This window comes from Streptomyces sp. V2I9, from assembly GCF_030817475.1.
Lineage (GTDB): Bacteria > Actinomycetota > Actinomycetes > Streptomycetales > Streptomycetaceae > Streptomyces.
This window is the reverse complement of sequence record NZ_JAUSZJ010000002.1, coordinates 1,388,298-1,407,788: the sequence shown is the minus strand read 5'-3', so window position 1 is coordinate 1,407,788 and position 19,491 is coordinate 1,388,298. Positions and strand designations below refer to the sequence as shown.

Sequence of the window (19,491 nt, the reverse complement as noted above, 5' to 3'; positions counted from 1 at the left end):
GGAACGTCACACCCGCATTCTTGTTGCCGTTACCGCTTCGTGTCACTCGCCCGTGGACAAGTGGGTGCGAAAAGGCGGTGTCTGTCACGATTCCGGCGCCGTGAGGCACGGCGATGCGTGCGTGAGGTGCGGTGGAGGGCCGGGAAGCGAGGGGGATCCGTTCAGGAAACGGAGTCGATCTCCCGCAGCAGACCGGTGGTCACGTCGAAGACGAACCCGCGCACGTCGTCGGTGTGCAGCAGGAAGGGCGAGGTCCGCACCCGCTGCATCGACTGGCGTACGTCCTGGTCGGCGTCCTTGTACGCCTCCACGGCCCAGGCCGGCCGCTGGCCCACCTCGTGCTCCAGGTCGTTGCGGAAGTCCTCGGTGAGGGACTCCAGGCCGCAGTTGGTGTGGTGGATGAGGACCACGCTGCGGGTACCGAGCGCCCGCTGGCTGATGGTCAGCGAGCGGATCACGTCCTCGGTCACCACGCCGCCCGCGTTGCGGATGGTGTGGCAGTCGCCGAGTTCGAGGCCGAGCGCGGCGTGCAGGTCGAGACGGGCGTCCATACAGGCGACGACGGCGACCTGGAGGACGGGGCGGGCGTCCATGCCGGGGTCGCGGAAGTCCTTCGCGTACGCGGCGTTCAGCGCGACGAGGCGGTCGGTGACCTGCCCCCCCTCGCGGACCGCCGGAGCGGAGGACGTCACGGACTCGGCAGGGGAGTGAGCGGAAGTCGACATGGTGACGACGGTAGCCCTCCCACCTGGCACGAGGGGCTGTGAGAGCGGACAAAGAACGTCAACACGACTTGTTGTGAGCTAACCCACAGGGCGTTGGGAAGCGTCCGTTCGGGTGAGGCCGCCGCATCCGTACGGGTGGCGCGACGCGCTGCGCGGTTCGTTGATCGCGCATCGATCGAGTGGCAGGGTGGACTAAAGTAACGCGAAGTCACCATCCACCTCCGTACGCACGGCCCATCGCACCACCCGCACCATCTGCACCTCCTGCATATTCCGTTTTTCCCCCGTGATGTGCGGCGTACGTGCGGCCCGGCCCTCTCCCGCTCCCGGTCGGCCGACGCCACTTCCCCGGCGCCGGCGGACCTCCCCTTCGGAGCGGGCGGGGACCAGGACGTACGTGCCGGCCGAACGGGACAGAGCCTGAGAGGGCGCATTGAGCCAGACCCGACACGTCCCGGTGATGCTCCAGAGGTGTCTGGACCTGCTGGCCCCGGCTCTCCAGGACCCGGACCACCCGGAGCCCGTGGTCGTCGACTGCACCCTCGGGCTCGGCGGCCACAGCGAGGCCCTGCTCGCGGCCTTCCCCACCGCCCGGCTGATCGCCCTGGACCGCGACAAGGAGGCGCTCCGCCTCTCCGGCGAACGGCTCGCCCCCTACGGCGACCGGGCCACCCTCGTCCACGCCGTCTACGACGAACTCCCCGAGGTCCTCGCCCGGCTCGGCGTCCCCAAGGTCCAGGGCGTGCTGTTCGACCTCGGCGTCTCCTCCATGCAGCTGGACGAGGCCGACCGCGGGTTCGCGTACGCCCAGGACGCCCCGCTCGACATGCGCATGGACCAGTCCACCGGCATGGGCGCCGCCGAGGTCCTCAACACCTATCCGCCCGGCGAACTGGTCCGCATCCTGCGCGCGTACGGCGAGGAGAAGCAGGCCAAGCGGATCGTCTCCGCCGTCGTCCGCGAGCGCGAGAAGGAACCCTTCAGCAACAGCGCCCGGCTCGTCGAGCTGATCCGTGACGCGCTCCCGCAGGCCGCGAAGCGGACCGGCGGCAACCCCGCCAAGCGGACCTTCCAGGCCCTGCGCATCGAGGTCAACGGCGAGTTGAGCGTCCTGGAGCGGGCCATCCCCGCCGCCGTCGACAGCCTCGCCGTCGGCGGCCGTATCGCGGTGCTGTCGTACCACTCGCTGGAGGACCGGCTGGTCAAGCAGGTCTTCGCGGCCGGCTCCGCCAACACCGCGCCCCCCGGACTGCCGGTCGTCCCCGAGCGCTACCAGCCCCGGCTGAAGCAGCTCACCCGAGGCGCCGAGCTGCCCACCGAGGAAGAGGTCGCCGAGAACCGGCGCGCCGCCCCCGCCCGGCTGCGCGGCGCCCAGCGCATCCGCGAGGAGGAGCGATGAGCACCGGACGCCGGCACCGCCCGACGGCCGGCGCCGAGGGAGCCGTGCGGTGAGCAGGCCGGCCGCACCGCTGAAGGGGCGGGCCGCGAGGCTCGCCCGGCTGATGCCGTCCACCGGGCCCAGCACCGCGGCCCGCACCCCCTTCGTCCTCCTGGTCGTCCTCCTCCTGGGCGGCGGACTGATCACCCTGCTGCTGCTGAACTCGGCCCTCAACGAAGGCTCGTTCCGGCTGAGCGAGCTCAAACGGGACACCACCGAACTCACCGACGAGCAGCAGGCCCTCCAGCGCGACGTCGACAGCCGCTCCCAGCCCGACGCCCTGGAGCGCCGCGCCCGCGAGCTGGGCATGGTCCCCGGCGGCAGCCCCGCCTTCCTCGACCCCGACGGCACGGTCCGCGGCAAGCCCACCGAGGCCACCGCCCCGCCACCGTCGCCGACCCCCAGCCCCACCCCGAGCGCCGACGCCCCACCGGACCCCGACGCGCCCACGCCCGGCCCCTCGGCCTCCGGCACGACCGCCGGACCCTCCGGCTCCGCTCCGCCCTCCGGGTCCGTACCGGCGCCCGGCCCGGCGGCCGCCCCTTCGGCGGCGAACAGCCCGACCCCGACGAGCCCCGGCAGGTGACGCAGTGCCGCCCAAGGATCCGCCGCGCCGCCGCGTACCCGGCCCGGCCCGCCCCCGCAGCTCGGCCCCCCGCTCCGGCGCGCGCCCGCAGGCCCGCCGCCCACGCCCCCCGGCGGGCGGCGCCACCCGGCGCGGAAAGGCACCGCGCTCCCTGCGGCTGGGCAGCCCGCGCCCCCGGCTGCGGCTGGTCGGCCTCGGGCTGACGCTGGTCATGCTCGCCTTCGTGGCGCGGCTCCTCCAGGTCCAGGCCGTCGACGCCCACGCGTACGCGGCCAAGGCCCAGAAGAACCGCTACCTGGAGTACACGGTCGCCGCCGAGCGCGGCGAGATCACCGACCGCAAGGGCGTCGCCCTCGCCACCAGCGTCGACGCGCACAACATCACGGCCGACCCCAAACTCTTCACGCCCGGGGAGAGCAAGGCGCCCGACGCCCCGCAGCAGGCCGCCGCCCTGCTCGCCCCGATCCTCGGCAAGGACGTCAGGAAGCTGACCGAACAGCTCTCGGCCAAGAGCCGCTACACCGTCCTCGCCCACCGGCAGACCCCCCAGGTCTGGAAGCAGATCAAGGACCTCAAGGCCGTCTTCGCCGAGAAGGCGTCCGAGGACAAGCTGAAGGGCGGGCCGGGGGCCAACGTACTGGCCGGCGTCCTCCAGGAGCCGACCACCCGACGCGTCTACCCCAACGGGGGCCTGGCCGCCGGGATACTGGGCTTCGTCAGCGCCGACGGCAAGGGCGGCGGCGGTCTCGAATCCCAGCTGAACAAGGAGCTCGCGGGCGAGGACGGCAAGATCCGCTACGCCCAGGCGGGCGGCCGCCGGGTCCCCACCGCGGGCAGCAGCGAGGTCCCGGCCGTGCCCGGCTCCGACATCGAGCTCACCATCGACCGTGACATCCAGTGGGCCGCGCAGAAGGCCATCAGCGACCAGGTCGAGAAGTCCAAGGCCGACCGCGGCTACGTCATCGTCCAGAACACGAGGACCGGCGAACTGCTGGCCATGGCCAACGCCCCCGGTTACGACCCCAACGACCTCTCGCAGGCCACCTCGGCCTCACTCGGGAACGCGGCCCTCCAGGACGTGTACGAGCCCGGCTCCACCAGCAAGGTCATGTCGATCGCCGCCGTACTGGAGGAGGGGGCCGCCACCCCCGGCACCCATGTGACCGTCCCCAACCGGCTGCACCGGGGCGACCGCCTCTTCAAGGACGACGTCGACCACCCCACCTGGTACCTCACGCTCAACGGGGTGCTCGCCAAGTCCAGCAACATCGGCACCATCCTGGCGACCGGTCAGCTCGGCAAGACCCAGGCGGAATCGAACAAGGTCCTCCACGACTACCTCCGCAAGTTCGGCATCGGCAGGAAGACCGGGCTCGGCTATCCGGGCGAGTCGCCCGGTCTGCTGGCCCACCCGAAGGACTGGTCGACCTCGCAGCAGTACACGATCCCCTTCGGCCAGGGCCTCTCCATCAACGCCGTCCAGGCCGCCTCGGTCTACTCCACCGTCGCCAACGGAGGCGTACGGGTCGCCCCCACCCTCGTCCGCGGCACCAAGGGCTCCGACGGCCGCTTCACCCCGGCCGAGGCACCCGAGGAGACGCGGGTGGTCAGCGAGAAGACCGCCAGGACCCTGGCGGCCATGCTGGAGTCCGTCGTCGACGACCGGGAGGGGACCGGCACCAAGGCCGCCATCCCCGGCTACCGGGTCGCGGGCAAGACCGGCACGGCCAACCGGGTCGATCCCGTCCGCGGCGTGTACAAGGGCTACACCGCCTCGTTCGCCGGCTTCGCCCCCGCCGACGACCCGCAGATCACCGTCTACTGCGCGATCCAGAACCCCACCAAGGGGAGCTATTTCGGCGGTCAGATCTGCGGCCCGATCTACAAGCAGGTCATGGAGTTCGCGCTCAAGTCGCTCCAGATCCCACCGTCCGGCAGCAAGCCGCCCCGGCTGCCGGTGTCCTTCGAACCCGGCGAGTGAACAGGGGGATGCGCGAGCATCTCCTCCAAGGGAACCCTCAGTGACAACCATCACCCCCGACCCCGGGAACCGGAACGCGAACCACCGGAACCGGGGAGCCTCGCTTCGCGGGAGCCCGCACCGGCCCGGTACGCTCACCGCCGTGCCCCACGCTGATCAGTCCCAAACCTCTCAGAAGGACGCGCCTGTGACCTACCCGGGAGCGCCCCGACCGGACCGGCTCCGGCCCACCCCCCTCGGCGAGCTGGCCGGCCGGCTCGGCGTCGAAGCCGCCGGGGACGGCGACGTCACCGGCATCACGCACGACTCACGGGCCGTGCGCCCCGGTGACGTGTACGCGGCCCTGCCCGGAGCGCGCCTCCACGGCGCCGACTTCGCGGCCCAGGCCGCGGGCCTCGGCGCCGTCGCCGTCCTCACCGACCCCGCCGGCGCCGAACGCGCCGCTGCCACCGGCCTGCCGGTCCTGGTCACCGAGGACCCGCGCGCCGTGATGGGCGAGCTGGCCGCCGACATCTACGGGCGGCCCGGCATCGGCCTGCTCCAGATCGGCATCACCGGTACCTCGGGCAAGACCACCACCGCGTACCTCGTCGAGGGCGGCCTGCGCGCCGCCGGCCGCCCCACCGGACTGATCGGCACCGTCGAGATGCGGATCGGCGACGAGCGCATCAAGTCCGAGCGCACCACCCCCGAAGCCACCGACCTCCAGGCCCTGTTCGCCGTCATGCGCGAACGCGGTGTCGAGGCCGTCGCCATGGAGGTCTCCAGCCACGCCCTGGTGCTCGGCCGGGTCGACGGCTGCGTCTTCGACGTCGCCGTCTTCAACAACCTCAGCCCGGAGCACATGGAGTTCCACTCCGGCATGGAGGACTACTTCCAGGCCAAGGCCCAGCTGTTCACCCCCGAGCGCAGCCACCGCGGCGTGGTCAACTTCGACGACGAGTACGGCCGCAGGCTCATCACCGAGTCCGGCGTCCCGGTCACCACCTTCTCCGCCGAAGGCCACCCGGACGCCGACTGGCACGCGGAGGACGTCGAGGTCGGGCCCCAGGACAGCACCTTCACCGCCGTCGGCCCCCGGGGGGAGCGGATCACCGCCCGCGCCCCGCTGCCCGGCCCCTTCAACGTCGCCAACACCCTCGCCGCGATCGTCACGCTGGCCGTCGCGGGCGTCGACCCGCAGACCGCCGCCGACGGTGTGGCCGCCGTGCCCGGCGTGCCGGGCCGGCTGGAGCGGGTGGACGCCGGACAGGGCTACCTCGCCGTCGTCGACTACGCGCACAAGACCGACGCCGTCGAATCCGTCCTGCGCTCCCTGCGCAAGGTCACCGAGGGCAAGGTGCACATCGTCCTCGGCTGCGGCGGCGACCGCGACACCACCAAGCGCGGCCCGATGGGCGCCGCGGCGGCCCGCCTGGCCGACACCGCCGTACTGACCTCCGACAACCCCCGCTCCGAGGACCCCCTCGCCATCCTCTCCGCGATGCTCTCCGGCGCCGCCGAAGTGCCCGTCCACGAACGCGGCGACGTCCTGGTCGACGCCGACCGGGCCGCCGCGATCGCCGCCGCCGTGGCCCGCGCCGAACCCGGCGACACCGTCCTGGTGGCGGGCAAGGGCCACGAGCAGGGCCAGGACATCCACGGTGTGGTCCGGGCCTTCGACGACCGCGAGGTCCTGTACGCAGCAATCGAGCGGTCCCTGGCGCATCCCGGCGCCGGCCGTGCCCCTCACCACGAGAACAACAGTCGGGGATGACCAAGTGATCACCCTTTCCCTCGCCGAGATCGCCGAAATCGTCGGCGGGCAGTCGCACGACATACCGGATCCGTCCGTCACCGTGACCGGGCCCGTCGTCATCGACTCCCGCGAGGTCGCGCCCGGCAGCCTGTTCGCCGCGTTCGCCGGCGAGCGGGTCGACGGCCACGACTACGCCCGGCGCGCCGTGGAGGCGGGTGCGGCAGCCGTCCTGGCGGCCCGCCCCGTCGGCGTTCCGGCCATCGTCGTGGACGACGTCGTCGGCGCGCTCGGAGCCCTCGCCCGTGCCGCCGTGGAGCGCCTCGGCACCACCGTCGTCGCCCTCACCGGATCGGCGGGCAAGACGTCCACCAAGGACCTGATCGCCCAGCTCCTCCAGCGCAAGGGCCCGACCGTCTGGACGCCGGGCTCCCTCAACAACGAGATCGGTCTGCCGCTCACCGCCCTGACCGCCACCCCCGAGACCGAGCACCTGGTCCTGGAGATGGGCGCGCGGGGCATCGGCCACATCCGGTACCTCACCGAGCTGACCCCGCCCCGCATCGGCCTCGTCCTCAACGTCGGCTCCGCGCACCTCGGCGAGTTCGGCAGCCGGGAGGCCATCGCGCAGGCCAAGGGGGAGATGGTCGAGGGCCTCCCCGAGGACGGCTGCGCGGTGCTCAACGCCGACGACCCCCTCGTCCGCGCGATGGCCTCGCGCACCAAGGCCCGCGTTCTGCTCTTCGGAGAAGCGCCCGAAGCGGACGTACGGGGCGAGAAGGTCCGGATGACCCCCGACGGGCGGCCCTCCTTCGAGCTCCACACACCCACCGGGTGCAGCGACGTGACCATGCGCCTGTACGGTGAGCACCACGTGTCGAACGCGCTCGCCGCGGCCGCCGTCGCCCATGAGTTGGGCATGTCCGTGACCGAGATCGCCGAGGCGCTCTCGGAGGCGGGCACCCTCTCCCGCTGGCGCATGGAGGTCACCGAGCGTCCGGACGGTGTGACCGTCGTCAACGACGCCTACAACGCCAACCCCGAATCCATGAGAGCCGCACTGCGCGCGCTGGCCGCCATGGGTCAGGCCCGAGGGGCCGACGGGGGACGCACCTGGGCGGTGCTCGGTCAGATGGCCGAGCTCGGTGACGCGTCGCTCGCCGAGCACGACGCGATCGGGCGGCTCGCCGTCCGGCTCAACGTCAGCAAGCTCGTCGCTGTCGGGGGGAGAGAAGCCTCCTGGCTGCAACTGGGCGCATATAACGAGGGTTCGTGGGGTGAGGAGTCGGTGCACGTGTCCGACGCACAGGCGGCCGTCGACCTGTTGCGCAGTGAACTGCGCCCGGGAGACGTCGTGCTGGTGAAGGCGTCCCGGTCGGTCGGCCTGGAGAAGGTCGCCCAGGCACTGCTGGAGAACTCGACCGAGGGCGAGGTCGCCGGCCGATGAGGCAGATCCTCTTCGCGGGGGCCATCGGGCTCTTCCTGACCCTGGTCGGCACCCCGCTGCTGATCAAGCTGCTGGCCCGCAAGGGCTACGGGCAGTTCATCCGGGACGACGGCCCGCGCACCCACGGCAGCAAGAAGGGCACGCCCACGATGGGCGGTATCGCCTTCATCCTGGCGACGATCATCGCGTATCTCCTTGCGAAGGTCATCACGGGTGAGGACATCCGCTACTCGGGCTTCCTGGTGCTCTTCCTCATGGCGGGCATGGGCCTCGTCGGCTTCCTCGACGACTACATCAAGATCGTCAAGCAGCGTTCGCTCGGCCTGCGGGCCAAGGCGAAGATGGCCGGGCAGCTGATCGTCGGCATCGCCTTCGCGGTGCTCTCGCTCCAGTTCCCCAACTCCATGGACTACACCCCGGCCTCCACCCGGATCTCGTTCGTCGAGGACTTCGGCTGGTCGATCGGGCCGGTGCTCTTCTGCGTCTGGGCCCTGTTCATGATCCTCGCCATGTCCAACGGTGTGAATCTCACCGACGGACTCGACGGACTGGCCACCGGAGCCTCGGTGATGGTCTTCGGCGCCTACACCTTCATCGGCCTCTGGCAGTTCCAGGAGTCCTGCGCCAACGCGGACAACCTGACCAACCCCAACGCCTGCTTCGAGGTACGCGACCCGCTCGACCTCGCCGTCGTCGCCGCCGCCCTGATGGGCGCCTGCTTCGGCTTCCTGTGGTGGAACACCTCGCCCGCCAAGATCTTCATGGGCGACACCGGCTCGCTCGCCCTCGGCGGCGCCCTCGCGGGCCTCGCGATCCTCTCCCGCACCGAGTTGCTGCTCGCCATCCTCGGCGGCCTCTTCGTGATGATCACCATGTCCGTGGTCATCCAGGTCGGTTCGTTCAAGATGACCGGCAAGCGGGTCTTCCGGATGGCGCCGCTCCAGCACCACTTCGAACTCAAGGGATGGTCCGAAGTCCTCGTCGTGGTCCGGTTCTGGATCATCCAGGGCATGTGCGTGATCGTCGGACTCGGCCTCTTCTACGCGGGATGGGCAGCCAAGAAGTGAACACCGTGGACTGGCAGGGCAAGCACGTCACCGTCGCCGGGCTCGGCGTCAGCGGAATCCCCGCCGCCAGGGCCCTGCACGAGCGCGGCGCGCTCGTCACCGTCGTCAACGACGGCGACGACGAACGCGCCCGCGCGCAGGCGTCCGAACTGGAGGCGCTCGGCGTCACCGTGCGCCTCGGCGACGGCGCGACCCTGCCGCCGTCCACGGAACTCGTCGTCACCGCCCCCGGCTGGCAGCCGGACAAGCCGCTCTTCCTGGCTGCCGCCGAGGCGGGCGTCCCGGTCTGGGGCGACGTCGAACTGGCCTGGCGACTGCGCGGCGACAACGGCAGGAAGCCCGCGCCCTGGCTCGCGGTCACCGGCACCAACGGCAAGACCACCACCGTACGGATGCTGGCCTCCATCCTGGAGGCCGCGGGCCTGCGCACCGCGGCCGTCGGCAACATCGGCGTATCGCTGCTGGACGCGGTCCTCGGGGAGACGGAGTACGACGTCCTCGCCGTGGAACTCTCCAGCTATCAGCTGCACTGGGCGCCCTCCCTGCGCGCCCACTCCGCCGCCGTCCTCAACCTGGCCCCGGACCACCTCGACTGGCACGGCTCGATGGAGGCGTACGCCGCCGACAAGGGGCGGGTCTACGAGGGCAACACGGTCGCCTGCGTCTACAACGTGGCCGACCCGGCCACCGAGGACCTGGTCCGCGAGGCCGACGTCGAGGAGGGCTGCCGGGCCATCGGCTTCACCCTCGGCACCCCCGGCCCCTCGCAGCTCGGGGTGGTCGACGGCATCCTCGTCGACCGGGCGTTCGTCGCCGACCGCCAGAGGCAGGCCCAGGAGCTGGCCGAGGTCGCCGACGTGAACCCGCCCGCCCCGCACAACATCGCCAACGCCCTCGCGGCCGCCGCCCTGGCCCGCGCCTTCGGTGTGGAGCCGTCCGCCGTCCGGGACGGGCTGCGCGCCTTCCGGCCGGACGCCCACCGCATCGAACACGTCGCGGACATCGGCGAAGTCGCCTACGTGGACGACTCCAAGGCCACCAACACCCATGCCACCGAGGCGTCCCTGGCCGCCTACGACTCCATCGTCTGGATCGCCGGCGGACTGGCCAAGGGCGCCACGTTCGACGAGCTGGTCACCGGCGCGGCGAAGCGGCTGCGCGGGGTCGTGCTGATGGGCGCCGACCGCGCGCTGATCCACGAAGCCCTGACGCGACACGCCCCCGAAGTCCCGGTGGTCGACCTCGACCGGACCGACACTGGGGCGATGTCCGAAGCGGTCGCGCGGGCCGCCGAACTCGCCCGGCCGGGCGATACGGTACTGCTGGCCCCGGCCTGTGCCTCGATGGACATGTTCACCAACTACAACAAGCGGGGCGAGGCGTTCGCGGACGCGGTCCGCGCACGCGCCGACGAGACCGCCTGACCGACCGGGCCTCCGCGCCCACGGGTCATGGGCCCCGGGCACGAGCAGTGGAGGGGACAGCGACCATGCCGGCCGACGAGAGATCCGCCGTACGGCGGTGGAGCGGACGAACCCCGGCTCCCCGCCCCCTCACCGCGGCGGCCGCCCCCGCCGGCGTACCCCTGCCTCCCGGCCTCGCCCTGCGCGGCCGGCTCGCCACCGGGTCCCGGCGGCCCGAGGCCCCTCGCGGCTCCGGACGCGGCGGGTCCGGCTCCCGCACCCCGCGCACCGGACGCGGCGGCGGTCCGCGCCGGACCTACGAGCGGGCACGGCGGGCCTGGGACCGGCCGCTGACCGCCTATTACGTGATCCTCGGCTCCAGTCTCCTGATCACCGTGCTGGGCCTGGTGATGGTCTACTCCGCCTCGATGATCCAGGCGTTGAACATCAGCAAGCCCGCGACGTACTTCTTCGGCAAGCAGTTCGTCGCCGCCGTCATCGGGGGCGGCCTGATGGCGGCCGCCGCCCGCATGCCGGTGAAGCTGCACCGCGGACTGGCCTACCCGATACTGATGGGCACCGTCTTCCTGATGGTCCTGGTCCAGGTGCCGGGGATAGGGATGTCGGTCAACGGCAACCAGAACTGGATCTACCTGGGTGGCCCGTTCCAGCTCCAGCCCAGTGAGTTCGGCAAGCTCGCCCTCATCCTGTGGGGGGCGGACCTGCTGGCCCGCAAGCAGGACAAGCGGTTGCTGACGCAGTGGAAGCACATGCTCGTGCCGCTCGTCCCGGTCGCCTTCATGCTGCTCGGACTGATCATGCTCGGCGGCGACATGGGAACCGCGATCATTCTCACGGCGATCCTGTTCGGCCTGCTCTGGCTGGCCGGCGCCCCCACCCGGCTCTTCGCCGGTGTGCTCGGATTCGCCGCCGTCATGGCGTTCCTGCTGATCTGGACCAGCCCCAACCGGATGTCCCGGCTCTCCTGCATGGGCATCGTCGGCGAACCCGATCCGGAGGACGGCTGCTGGCAGGCCGCCCACGGAATCTACGCGCTGGCCTCCGGCGGATGGTTCGGTTCCGGGCTCGGTGCGAGTGTGGAAAAATGGGGCCAACTCCCTGAACCCCACACCGACTTCATCTTCGCGATCACCGGTGAGGAACTGGGCCTGGCGGGGACGCTGTCCGTGCTCGCCCTGTTCGCGGCTCTAGGCTATGCGGGTATCCGCGTGGCCGGACGCACGGAGGACCCCTTCGTCAGGTTTGCCGCGGGAGGCGTGACCACCTGGATCATGGCCCAGGCCGTGATCAACATCGGTGCGGTGCTCGGCCTGTTGCCGATCGCCGGTGTCCCGCTCCCGCTGTTCTCCTACGGGGGGTCGGCCCTGCTGCCGACGATGTTCGCGGTCGGGCTCATGATCGCCTTCGCGCGGGAGGACCCCGCCGCGAAGGCGGCCCTGGCCATGCGGAAGCCCGGGGTGAGATGGAAGACGATGAGACGGCGCGTCAAGAAGCGTCCGTCCGGAGAGCGGTGAATTTCGGTGCATGTCGTACTCGCCGGCGGGGGGACCGCCGGACACATCGAGCCCGCGCTTGCCCTCGCAGACGCCCTGCGCAGGCAGGACCCGACCGTGGGAATCACTGCCCTCGGCACGGAACGCGGACTGGAGACCAGGCTCGTGCCCGAGCGGGGGTACGAGCTGGCGCTCATCCCCGCGGTCCCGTTGCCCCGTAAGCCCACGCCCGAGCTGATCACCGTTCCGGGCCGGCTGCGCGGCACCATCAAGGCGGCCGAGCAGGTCCTGGAGCGCACCAAGGCGGACTGCGTGGTCGGCTTCGGCGGCTACGTCGCACTGCCCGGCTATCTGGCCGCCAAGCGGGCCGGGGTGCCGATCGTGGTCCACGAGGCCAACGCCCGGCCGGGCCTGGCCAACAAGATCGGCTCGCGGTACGCGCACGGGGTCGCCGTCTCCACCCCGGACAGCAAGCTGCGCGGCGCCCGCTACATCGGCATCCCGCTGCGCCGCACCATCGCCACCCTGGACCGCGCGCGGGTCCGCCCGGAGGCCCGCGCCTCCTTCGGCCTCGACCCGAACCTGCCCACGCTGCTGGTCTCCGGCGGCTCGCAGGGCGCGCGTCACCTCAACGAGGTCGTCCAGCGGGTCGCGCCGCTGCTCCAGCGCTCCGGCATCCAGATCCTCCATGTGGTCGGCCCGAAGAACGAATTGCCGCGAACCGACAACATGCCCGGAATGCCGCCCTACATCCCGGTACCGTACGTGGACCGGATGGACCTCGCGTACGCCGCGGCCGACATGATGCTCTGCCGCGCGGGCGCGATGACCGTGGCCGAACTCTCCGCCGTCGGGCTCCCCGCCGCCTACGTCCCGCTGCCCATCGGCAACGGCGAACAGCGGCTCAACGCCCAGCCGGTGGTCAACGCCGGCGGCGGCCTGCTGGTGGACGACGCGGCGCTCACCCCTGAGTGGGTGCAGGGCAACGTCCTGCCGGTACTGTCGGATCCGCACCGGCTGTACGAAATGTCCCGCGCCGCGGCCGAGTTCGGCCGGCGTGACGCCGACGACCTGCTCGTCGGCATGGTGTACGAAGCGATCGCCTCACGCCGCTAGGCGTGCGGCGCGATGCGGTGCGGACCCGGGGCGCGCGTCCCGGGTCCGGCGAAGGAGCGAGCGTGGCCGGACCGACGACCGCCCAGCGCGGCGCAGCCGGACGGGCGGACAGCTCCGCCCGCCCGCCGCACATCGGCCCCGAGGGGCCCCGGATCAGCCGTCGTCTGCTGCTGGTCCTGATCGGCGTCGCGGCCGCCCTGCTCGCCGCGTTCGTGGTCTGGGCGCTCTACGGCTCCTCCTGGTTCCGCGTCGAGAAGGTCCGCACGAGCGGCGTCGAGGTGCTGACCCGTGAAGAGGTGGAAGCGGTTGCGGCGACTCCGGTCGGCGCTCCGTTGGCCTCCGTGGACATCGACGCGATGGAGCGCCGATTGCGCCAGAAGTTGCCTCGTATCGACACAGTTGATGTCGTTCGGTCATGGCCGGACGGAATCGGCCTTAAGGTGACCGAGCGGAAGCCGGTCCTGTTGGTCGAAAAGGACGGGAAGTTCGTGGAGGTGGACGCCGAGGGCGTGCGCTTCGCGACCGTGGCCGAGGCGCCGGAGGGCGTGCCCCTCCTGGAGTTGAAGCCCGAACCGTCCGCGAGTCTGCGTCGCTTCGGCGAGGACCGCCTGCTGCGCGAAGCGGTCCGGGTCGCGGGAGACCTTCCCGACGGCGTGGCCGCGGACACGGAGGTGGTCCGGGTCGTCTCGTACGACGACATCTCCCTGCGTCTCACCCGCGATCGTGAGGTGATGTGGGGGAGCGGCGAGGACGGGTCGGTCAAGGCGCGCGTCCTGGACGCGTTGATGATGGCGTCCCCCAAAGCAGGACACTTCGACGTAAGCGTCCCCACCGCCCCGGCGGTTTCGGCGAGTTGACGGGCATTTGTGCTGGCCAGCACCCTGGTTGGTCAGCGCTACGGGTGATCACATAGGGTGAAAAGAAAAACGGGAGGTTCGGCGTGTTCGTTGAACGTGCGCCACTTGTCGACTTAGTGTCCTGTTCGGAAGAGTCCAGGAAGCAGACACACTGTTAACCCTAAACTTGAACGTTAGGGTTTGGGTCGGCGTTCGGACCGTCCCCATCGACATCAGTCGTCGCCGCGGGGCCACCGCAGAGCGACGACACGTAACTCGAGGCGAGAGGCCTTCGACGTGGCAGCACCGCAGAACTACCTCGCAGTCATCAAGGTCATCGGTGTCGGCGGCGGTGGTGTCAATGCCATCAACCGAATGATCGAGGTCGGTCTCAAGGGCGTCGAGTTCATCGCGATCAACACGGACGCGCAAGCCCTGTTGATGAGCGACGCCGACGTCAAGCTCGACGTCGGCCGTGAACTCACCCGGGGCCTCGGCGCCGGGGCGAACCCGGCCGTCGGTCGTAAGGCGGCAGAGGACCACCGTGAGGAGATCGAGGAGGTCCTCAAGGGGGCCGACATGGTCTTCGTCACCGCCGGAGAAGGCGGCGGCACCGGCACCGGCGGCGCACCCGTCGTCGCCAACATCGCACGCTCGCTCGGCGCCCTGACGATCGGTGTGGTCACCCGCCCGTTCACCTTCGAGGGCCGGCGGCGCGCGAACCAGGCGGAGGACGGCATCGCCGAGCTCCGCGAAGAGGTCGACACCCTCATCGTCATTCCCAACGACCGCCTGCTGTCCATCTCGGACCGCCAGGTCAGCGTCCTCGACGCGTTCAAGTCGGCCGACCAGGTGCTGCTCTCGGGCGTCCAGGGCATCACCGACCTCATCACCACCCCCGGTCTGATCAACCTCGACTTCGCCGACGTCAAGTCGGTCATGTCCGAGGCCGGATCGGCGCTCATGGGCATCGGCTCGGCGCGCGGCGACGACCGTGCGGTGGCGGCGGCCGAGATGGCGATCTCCTCGCCGCTCCTGGAAGCCTCCATCGACGGCGCCCGCGGGGTCCTGCTCTCCATCTCCGGCGGCAGCGACCTCGGCCTCTTCGAGATCAACGAGGCCGCCCAGCTGGTGAGCGAGGCGGCCCACCCCGAGGCCAACATCATCTTCGGCGCCGTCATCGACGACGCCCTGGGCGACGAGGTACGGGTCACCGTGATCGCCGCGGGCTTCGACGGCGGACAGCCGCCGGCCCGCCGGGAGAACGTGCTCGGCGCGAACAGCGCCAAGCGGGAGGAGCCGGCCGCCCCGGTCAGGTCCTCCACCCCGGAGCCGGTGCGCCCGGTGGGCGGACTCGGCTCCGTACCGCCGCGCGAGGAGAGCCCGGCCCCGGCCGAGCAGCCCGCCCCCGCGCCGGCCGCGAGCGAGAGCACGCTGCCGCCCGTCTCCCCGCCGCACGTCCCGACGGCCCGTCCCTACCAGGACACCCAGGCCGAAGAGCTGGACGTACCGGACTTCTTGAAGTGATAGGGCAGCACCGGGCGGTGGCCGTCACGGGCAGCGCTCACTTCGCCTTCACCGACCGGTGGGGCGGGGTGAGCGCCGCTCCGTACGGTGAGCTCAACCTCGGCGGCGCGGTCGGAGACGACCCCGCCGCCGTCGGCGCGAACCGGGAGCGTGCCGCCCGTGACCTCGGCATCGATCCGGCCCTGGTCGTCTGGATGAACCAGGTGCACGGCCGGGACGTCGCCGTGGTGGACGGGCCCTGGGGAGCGGACGCGGAGATTCCGGCGGTGGACGCGGTGGTGACCGCCCGGCGCGGGCTGCCGCTCGCGGTCCTCACCGCCGACTGCACGCCCGTCCTGCTCGCCGATCCGGCCGCCGGAGTCGTCGGGGCGGCGCACGCCGGGCGGCCGGGACTGGTCGCCGGAGTCGTGCCGGCCGCGGTCGAGGCCATGGTCGCGCTCGGCGCACAACCCTCCCGGATCACCGCGCACACCGGACCGGCCGTCTGCGGTCGGTGTTACGAGGTGCCGGAGGCGATGCGTGCCGAGGTCGCCGAAACGGTTCCGGGCACCTGGTCCGAGACGAGCTGGGGCACTCCGGCGGTCGACGTCACCGCAGGGGTGCACGCGCAGCTCGACGCCCTGGGGGTCACGGACCGGCACTCCTCGCCGTACTGCACCCTCGAATCGGGCGACCACTTCTCGTACCGACGCGACCGCATCACCGGGCGGCTCGCCGGATATGTCTGGTTGGACTGATAGGGCATGACGGACCGTAAGGCTCAACTCGCCGCGAATCTCGCGCACGTGGAGGAAAGGATCGCCTCCTCCTGTGCGGCGGCCGGTCGCAAGCGTGAGGACGTGACCCTCGTCGTGGTCACCAAGACCTATCCCGCGAGCGATGTGCGGATCCTGCGGGAACTCGGTGTGCGCCATGTCGCGGAGAATCGTGACCAGGATGCCGCCCCCAAAGCCACCGCTTGTGCGGATCTGTCGCTGACATGGCACTTTGTCGGACAACTCCAGACGAACAAGGTTCGTTCTGTGACCAGTTATGCCGATATCGTGCAGTCGGTGGATCGTCTCAAGCTGGTCACCGCGCTCTCCGCCGCCGCGGTGCGCGGTGAACGCGAACTCGGCTGCCTGATCCAGGTGGCCCTGGACGCCGAGAGCGGCGCGCGCGGTGAGCGCGGCGGCGTCGCGCCGGACGGGGCCGAGGAGTTGGCGGCCGCGATCGCCGAGGCCCCAGGACTCCGGCTCGACGGTCTGATGACCGTGGCTCCGCTGGCCGGTGAGTACGCCGGGCGGCAACGGGCCGCGTTCGAGCGGCTGATGGAAATCTCGTCCCGCCTGCGCGCCGGTCATCCGGCTGCGAACATGGTCTCCGCAGGTATGAGCGGGGACTTGGAGGACGCGGTGGCGGCCGGGGCGACACATGTACGCGTCGGTACGGCGGTACTCGGAGTCCGACCCCGGCTCGGGTAACGTCGCGGAGCAGGTCGGACCACAGCAGAAAATATGGTCATTCCCGCTCTTGGCGGGCAGGCCACCGTGGATCGCGGGCACTTGGTGACGAATGCCGATCCATCACAGAGCGGAGGACTCGGAGCATGGCCGGCGCGATGCGCAAGATGGCGGTCTACCTCGGCCTCGTGGAGGACGATGGGTACGACGGTCCGGGGTTCGACCCCGACGACGAATTCGAACCTGAGCCGGAGCCCGAGCGCGACCGGCGGCGGCACCAGCCCCCGCACCAGGTGGAGCGGGACCGGGAGCGCGAACGTGAGCGTGAGCGCGAAAGGGACGAACCGGTACGAGTGGTGCAACCTCCCGCCCCGCGGGAGCCGGTTCAGCTCCCCGCGGAAAGCGTGCGACCCGCCCGGATCGCACCCGTGGCATCCATCACACCTGAACGCCCGAACATGGAGAAGAACGCACCGGTGATCATGCCCAAGGTCGTGTCCGAGCGGGAGCCGTACCGCATCACCACGCTGCATCCCAGGACCTACAACGAGGCCCGTACCATCGGGGAACACTTCCGTGAGGGCACTCCGGTGATCATGAATCTCACGGAGATGGACGATACGGACGCGAAGCGACTTGTCGACTTTGCCGCGGGACTCGTCTTCGGTCTCCATGGCAGCATTGAGCGCGTGACGCAGAAGGTGTTCCTGTTGTCGCCTGCTAACGTCGATGTCACGGCGGAGGACAAGGCCCGCATCGCAGAGGGCGGATTCTTCAACCAGAGCTGAGAACACGACACCGGGAACGACCCGGCCGAGAGGCCGGTGCCGGCCGCGAGGCCGGAGCTGACGAGAGCCAGGGGAGAGGGAAGCGCGAGACATGGGCGTCGCACTGGATGTGGTCTATATCGCGCTGATGTGTTTCCTCATCGTGCTGATCTTCCGGCTGGTCATGGACTACGTCTTCCAGTTCGCACGTTCATGGCAGCCCGGCAAGGCGATGGTGGTCGTTCTGGAGGCCACCTACACGGTCACCGATCCACCGCTCAAGCTTCTGCGGCGGTTCATCCCGCCGCTGCGTCTCGGGGGCGTGGCACTCGACCTGTCCTTCTTCGTTCTGATGATCATCGTCTACATCCTGATCAGCGTTGTGGTCAGGTTGTGAGCGATACGGTCTTGCCGACTGCCGACGACTACGTAGAGGTGAAGAAGAGATGCCGTTGACCCCTGAGGACGTGCGGAACAAGCAGTTCACGACCGTCCGCCTCCGAGAAGGCTATGACGAGGACGAGGTCGATGCCTTTCTCGACGAGGTCGAATCGGAGCTGACCCGTCTGCTCCGTGAGAACGAGGACCTGCGTGCCAAGCTGGCCGCCGCGACGCGTGCCGCCGCGCAGAACCAGCAGCAGCAACAGCAGCAGGGTATGCGCAAGGCTCCGGAGCCGCAGGACCGGCCGGGGGCCCCCGTGCCCGCCGCCATATCGGGACCGCCGCAGCAGCAGCAGCAACCGCAGATGGGTCCGCCCCAGCTGCCCGGTGGCGCGCCGCAGCTGCCCGCAGGTCCCAGTGGCCATGGCCCCCAGGGTGGCCACGGTCCCGGTCCGCAGGGCCCGCACGGCCCCGGCCCGATGCAGGGCGGTCCCATGGGTGGCCCGATGGGCGGCCCCATGGGTCAGCACCCCCAGCAGCAGATGCAGCAGCAGATGCAGCCGCCGCAGATGCAGCAGCAGGGCCCCGGTGGCGACAGCGCCGCCCGTGTCCTCTCGCTGGCGCAGCAGACCGCCGACCAGGCGATCGCGGAGGCCCGTTCCGAGGCCAACAAGATCGTCGGCGAGGCGCGCAGCCGCGCCGAGGGACTGGAGCGGGACGCCCGTGCCAAGGCGGACGCCCTGGAGCGGGACGCGCAGGAGAAGCACCGCGTGGCGATGGGCTCGCTGGAGTCGGCCCGCGCGACGCTGGAGCGCAAGGTCGAGGACCTGCGCGGCTTCGAGCGCGAGTACCGCACGCGGCTGAAGTCCTACCTGGAGAGCCAGCTGCGTCAGCTGGAGACCCAGGCGGACGACTCGCTCGCTCCGCCGCGGACCCCGGCGACGGCTTCGCTGCCGCCGTCCCCCTCGCTGGCCCCGGCCGGTGCGGGTGCGATGGGTCACTCCATGGGCAGCTCCAGCCACGGTGGTCACAGCGGCCAGCAGATGGGCGGCGGCCAGTCCATGGGCGGTGCGCCGTCCTACGGCGGGCAGCAGCAGATGTCGCCCGCGATGACGCAGCCGATGGCTCCGGTGCGGCCGCAGGCGCCGCAGCCGATGCAGCAGGCGCCGTCGCCGATGCGGGGATTCCTGATCGACGAGGACGACAACTGAGCGGAGCGCGCTCGCTGAGCGCGTAGCCGTCGGCAGGCTGAAGGGCCGGGCCCCGGGGTTTTCCCCGGGGCCCGGCCCTTTGCCGTGGGCGGGCGGCTGTTGTGGGCGAGGGCAGGGCCGGGGGGTGGGAGCGGGCCGGGGGGTGGGGCGCCTGCGGCGAGCTGCTTCCCCTACCCGCCCCTTCCCGAAACCGGGGCGCTGCCCCGGACCCCGCTCCTCACGCGCCGGAGGGGCTGGAGGGGGGTAGGGCTCGGCGCCGGGTCTCCCTCCTCAAGCGCCCGAGGGGCTGGGGGGTAGGGCGCTGCCCCGGACCCT

At 71.1% G+C, this 19,491-nt stretch carries 17 protein-coding genes; 16 read left to right on the top strand and 1 reads right to left on the bottom strand.

Features of this window, described 5'->3' with window-relative positions:
• Positions 1-161 precede the first annotated feature (161 nt).
• Positions 162-725 carry a carbonic anhydrase gene (locus QFZ71_RS06305; protein WP_307667274.1) on the bottom strand — a complete coding sequence of 188 codons (564 nt, stop codon included), beginning with the start codon at positions 723-725 and terminating at the stop codon, positions 162-164.
• A 433-nt stretch (positions 726-1,158) separates the two neighbouring features.
• On the opposite strand from QFZ71_RS06305, the gene rsmH reads away from it, so the two are divergent.
• The 16 genes from rsmH to QFZ71_RS06225 all read left to right on the top strand — a co-directional run bounded on the left by rsmH (position 1,159) and on the right by QFZ71_RS06225 (position 19,176).
• Positions 1,159-2,124, top strand: coding sequence for a 16S rRNA (cytosine(1402)-N(4))-methyltransferase RsmH (gene rsmH / locus QFZ71_RS06300; protein WP_307667273.1), 966 nt, complete (start codon positions 1,159-1,161; stop codon positions 2,122-2,124).
• Positions 2,125-2,173: 49 nt separating this feature from the next.
• Positions 2,174-2,749, top strand: coding sequence for a septum formation initiator family protein (locus QFZ71_RS06295; protein ID WP_307667272.1), 576 nt, complete (start codon positions 2,174-2,176; stop codon positions 2,747-2,749).
• 4 nt (positions 2,750-2,753) lie between these two features.
• Entirely contained in the window at positions 2,754-4,730 is a 1,977-nt protein-coding gene (locus tag QFZ71_RS06290; protein ID WP_307667271.1) for a penicillin-binding protein 2, read from the top strand.
• 40 nt (positions 4,731-4,770) lie between these two features.
• Positions 4,771-6,486: a UDP-N-acetylmuramoyl-L-alanyl-D-glutamate--2,6-diaminopimelate ligase gene (locus QFZ71_RS06285; RefSeq protein WP_373465084.1), complete on the top strand. Its 1,716-nt coding sequence runs from the start codon at positions 4,771-4,773 to the stop codon at positions 6,484-6,486.
• 4 nt (positions 6,487-6,490) lie between these two features.
• Complete coding sequence (gene murF, locus QFZ71_RS06280; protein ID WP_307667269.1) at positions 6,491-7,912, top strand: UDP-N-acetylmuramoyl-tripeptide--D-alanyl-D-alanine ligase; 1,422 nt, start codon at positions 6,491-6,493, stop codon at positions 7,910-7,912.
• Complete coding sequence (gene mraY, locus QFZ71_RS06275) at positions 7,909-8,979, top strand: phospho-N-acetylmuramoyl-pentapeptide-transferase (RefSeq protein ID WP_073769342.1); 1,071 nt, start codon at positions 7,909-7,911, stop codon at positions 8,977-8,979. The genes murF and mraY overlap by 4 nt, the downstream gene beginning before the upstream one ends.
• Positions 8,961-10,403: a UDP-N-acetylmuramoyl-L-alanine--D-glutamate ligase gene (gene murD / locus QFZ71_RS06270; protein ID WP_307667268.1), complete on the top strand. Its 1,443-nt coding sequence runs from the start codon at positions 8,961-8,963 to the stop codon at positions 10,401-10,403. The genes mraY and murD overlap by 19 nt, the downstream gene beginning before the upstream one ends.
• A gap of 65 nt (positions 10,404-10,468) precedes the next feature.
• Positions 10,469-11,917 (top strand): putative lipid II flippase FtsW, encoded by a 1,449-nt coding sequence (gene ftsW, locus QFZ71_RS06265; RefSeq protein ID WP_307667267.1) that lies wholly within the window; start codon positions 10,469-10,471, stop codon positions 11,915-11,917.
• Between the two features lie 6 nt (positions 11,918-11,923).
• Positions 11,924-13,012, top strand: a complete 1,089-nt coding sequence (murG, locus tag QFZ71_RS06260) for an undecaprenyldiphospho-muramoylpentapeptide beta-N-acetylglucosaminyltransferase (protein WP_307667266.1) — start codon at positions 11,924-11,926, stop codon at positions 13,010-13,012.
• 62 nt (positions 13,013-13,074) lie between these two features.
• Positions 13,075-13,869, top strand: coding sequence for a cell division protein FtsQ/DivIB (locus QFZ71_RS06255; RefSeq protein ID WP_307667265.1), 795 nt, complete (start codon positions 13,075-13,077; stop codon positions 13,867-13,869).
• A 276-nt stretch (positions 13,870-14,145) separates the two neighbouring features.
• A complete protein-coding gene (gene ftsZ, locus QFZ71_RS06250) occupies positions 14,146-15,375 on the top strand; it encodes a cell division protein FtsZ (protein WP_307667264.1) in 1,230 nt (409 codons plus the stop codon).
• Entirely contained in the window at positions 15,372-16,112 is a 741-nt protein-coding gene (gene pgeF / locus QFZ71_RS06245) for a peptidoglycan editing factor PgeF (protein ID WP_307667263.1), read from the top strand. Before ftsZ ends, pgeF begins: the two co-directional genes overlap by 4 nt.
• A gap of 6 nt (positions 16,113-16,118) precedes the next feature.
• Positions 16,119-16,838: a YggS family pyridoxal phosphate-dependent enzyme gene (locus QFZ71_RS06240; RefSeq protein ID WP_307667262.1), complete on the top strand. Its 720-nt coding sequence runs from the start codon at positions 16,119-16,121 to the stop codon at positions 16,836-16,838.
• A 125-nt stretch (positions 16,839-16,963) separates the two neighbouring features.
• Positions 16,964-17,605: a cell division protein SepF gene (locus QFZ71_RS06235; RefSeq protein WP_307667261.1), complete on the top strand. Its 642-nt coding sequence runs from the start codon at positions 16,964-16,966 to the stop codon at positions 17,603-17,605.
• A gap of 91 nt (positions 17,606-17,696) precedes the next feature.
• Positions 17,697-17,981 carry a YggT family protein gene (locus tag QFZ71_RS06230; RefSeq protein WP_006123846.1) on the top strand — a complete coding sequence of 95 codons (285 nt, stop codon included), beginning with the start codon at positions 17,697-17,699 and terminating at the stop codon, positions 17,979-17,981.
• Positions 17,982-18,030: 49 nt separating this feature from the next.
• Complete coding sequence (locus QFZ71_RS06225) at positions 18,031-19,176, top strand: DivIVA domain-containing protein (RefSeq protein WP_307667260.1); 1,146 nt, start codon at positions 18,031-18,033, stop codon at positions 19,174-19,176.
• The last annotated feature ends 315 nt before the right edge of the window (positions 19,177-19,491 follow it).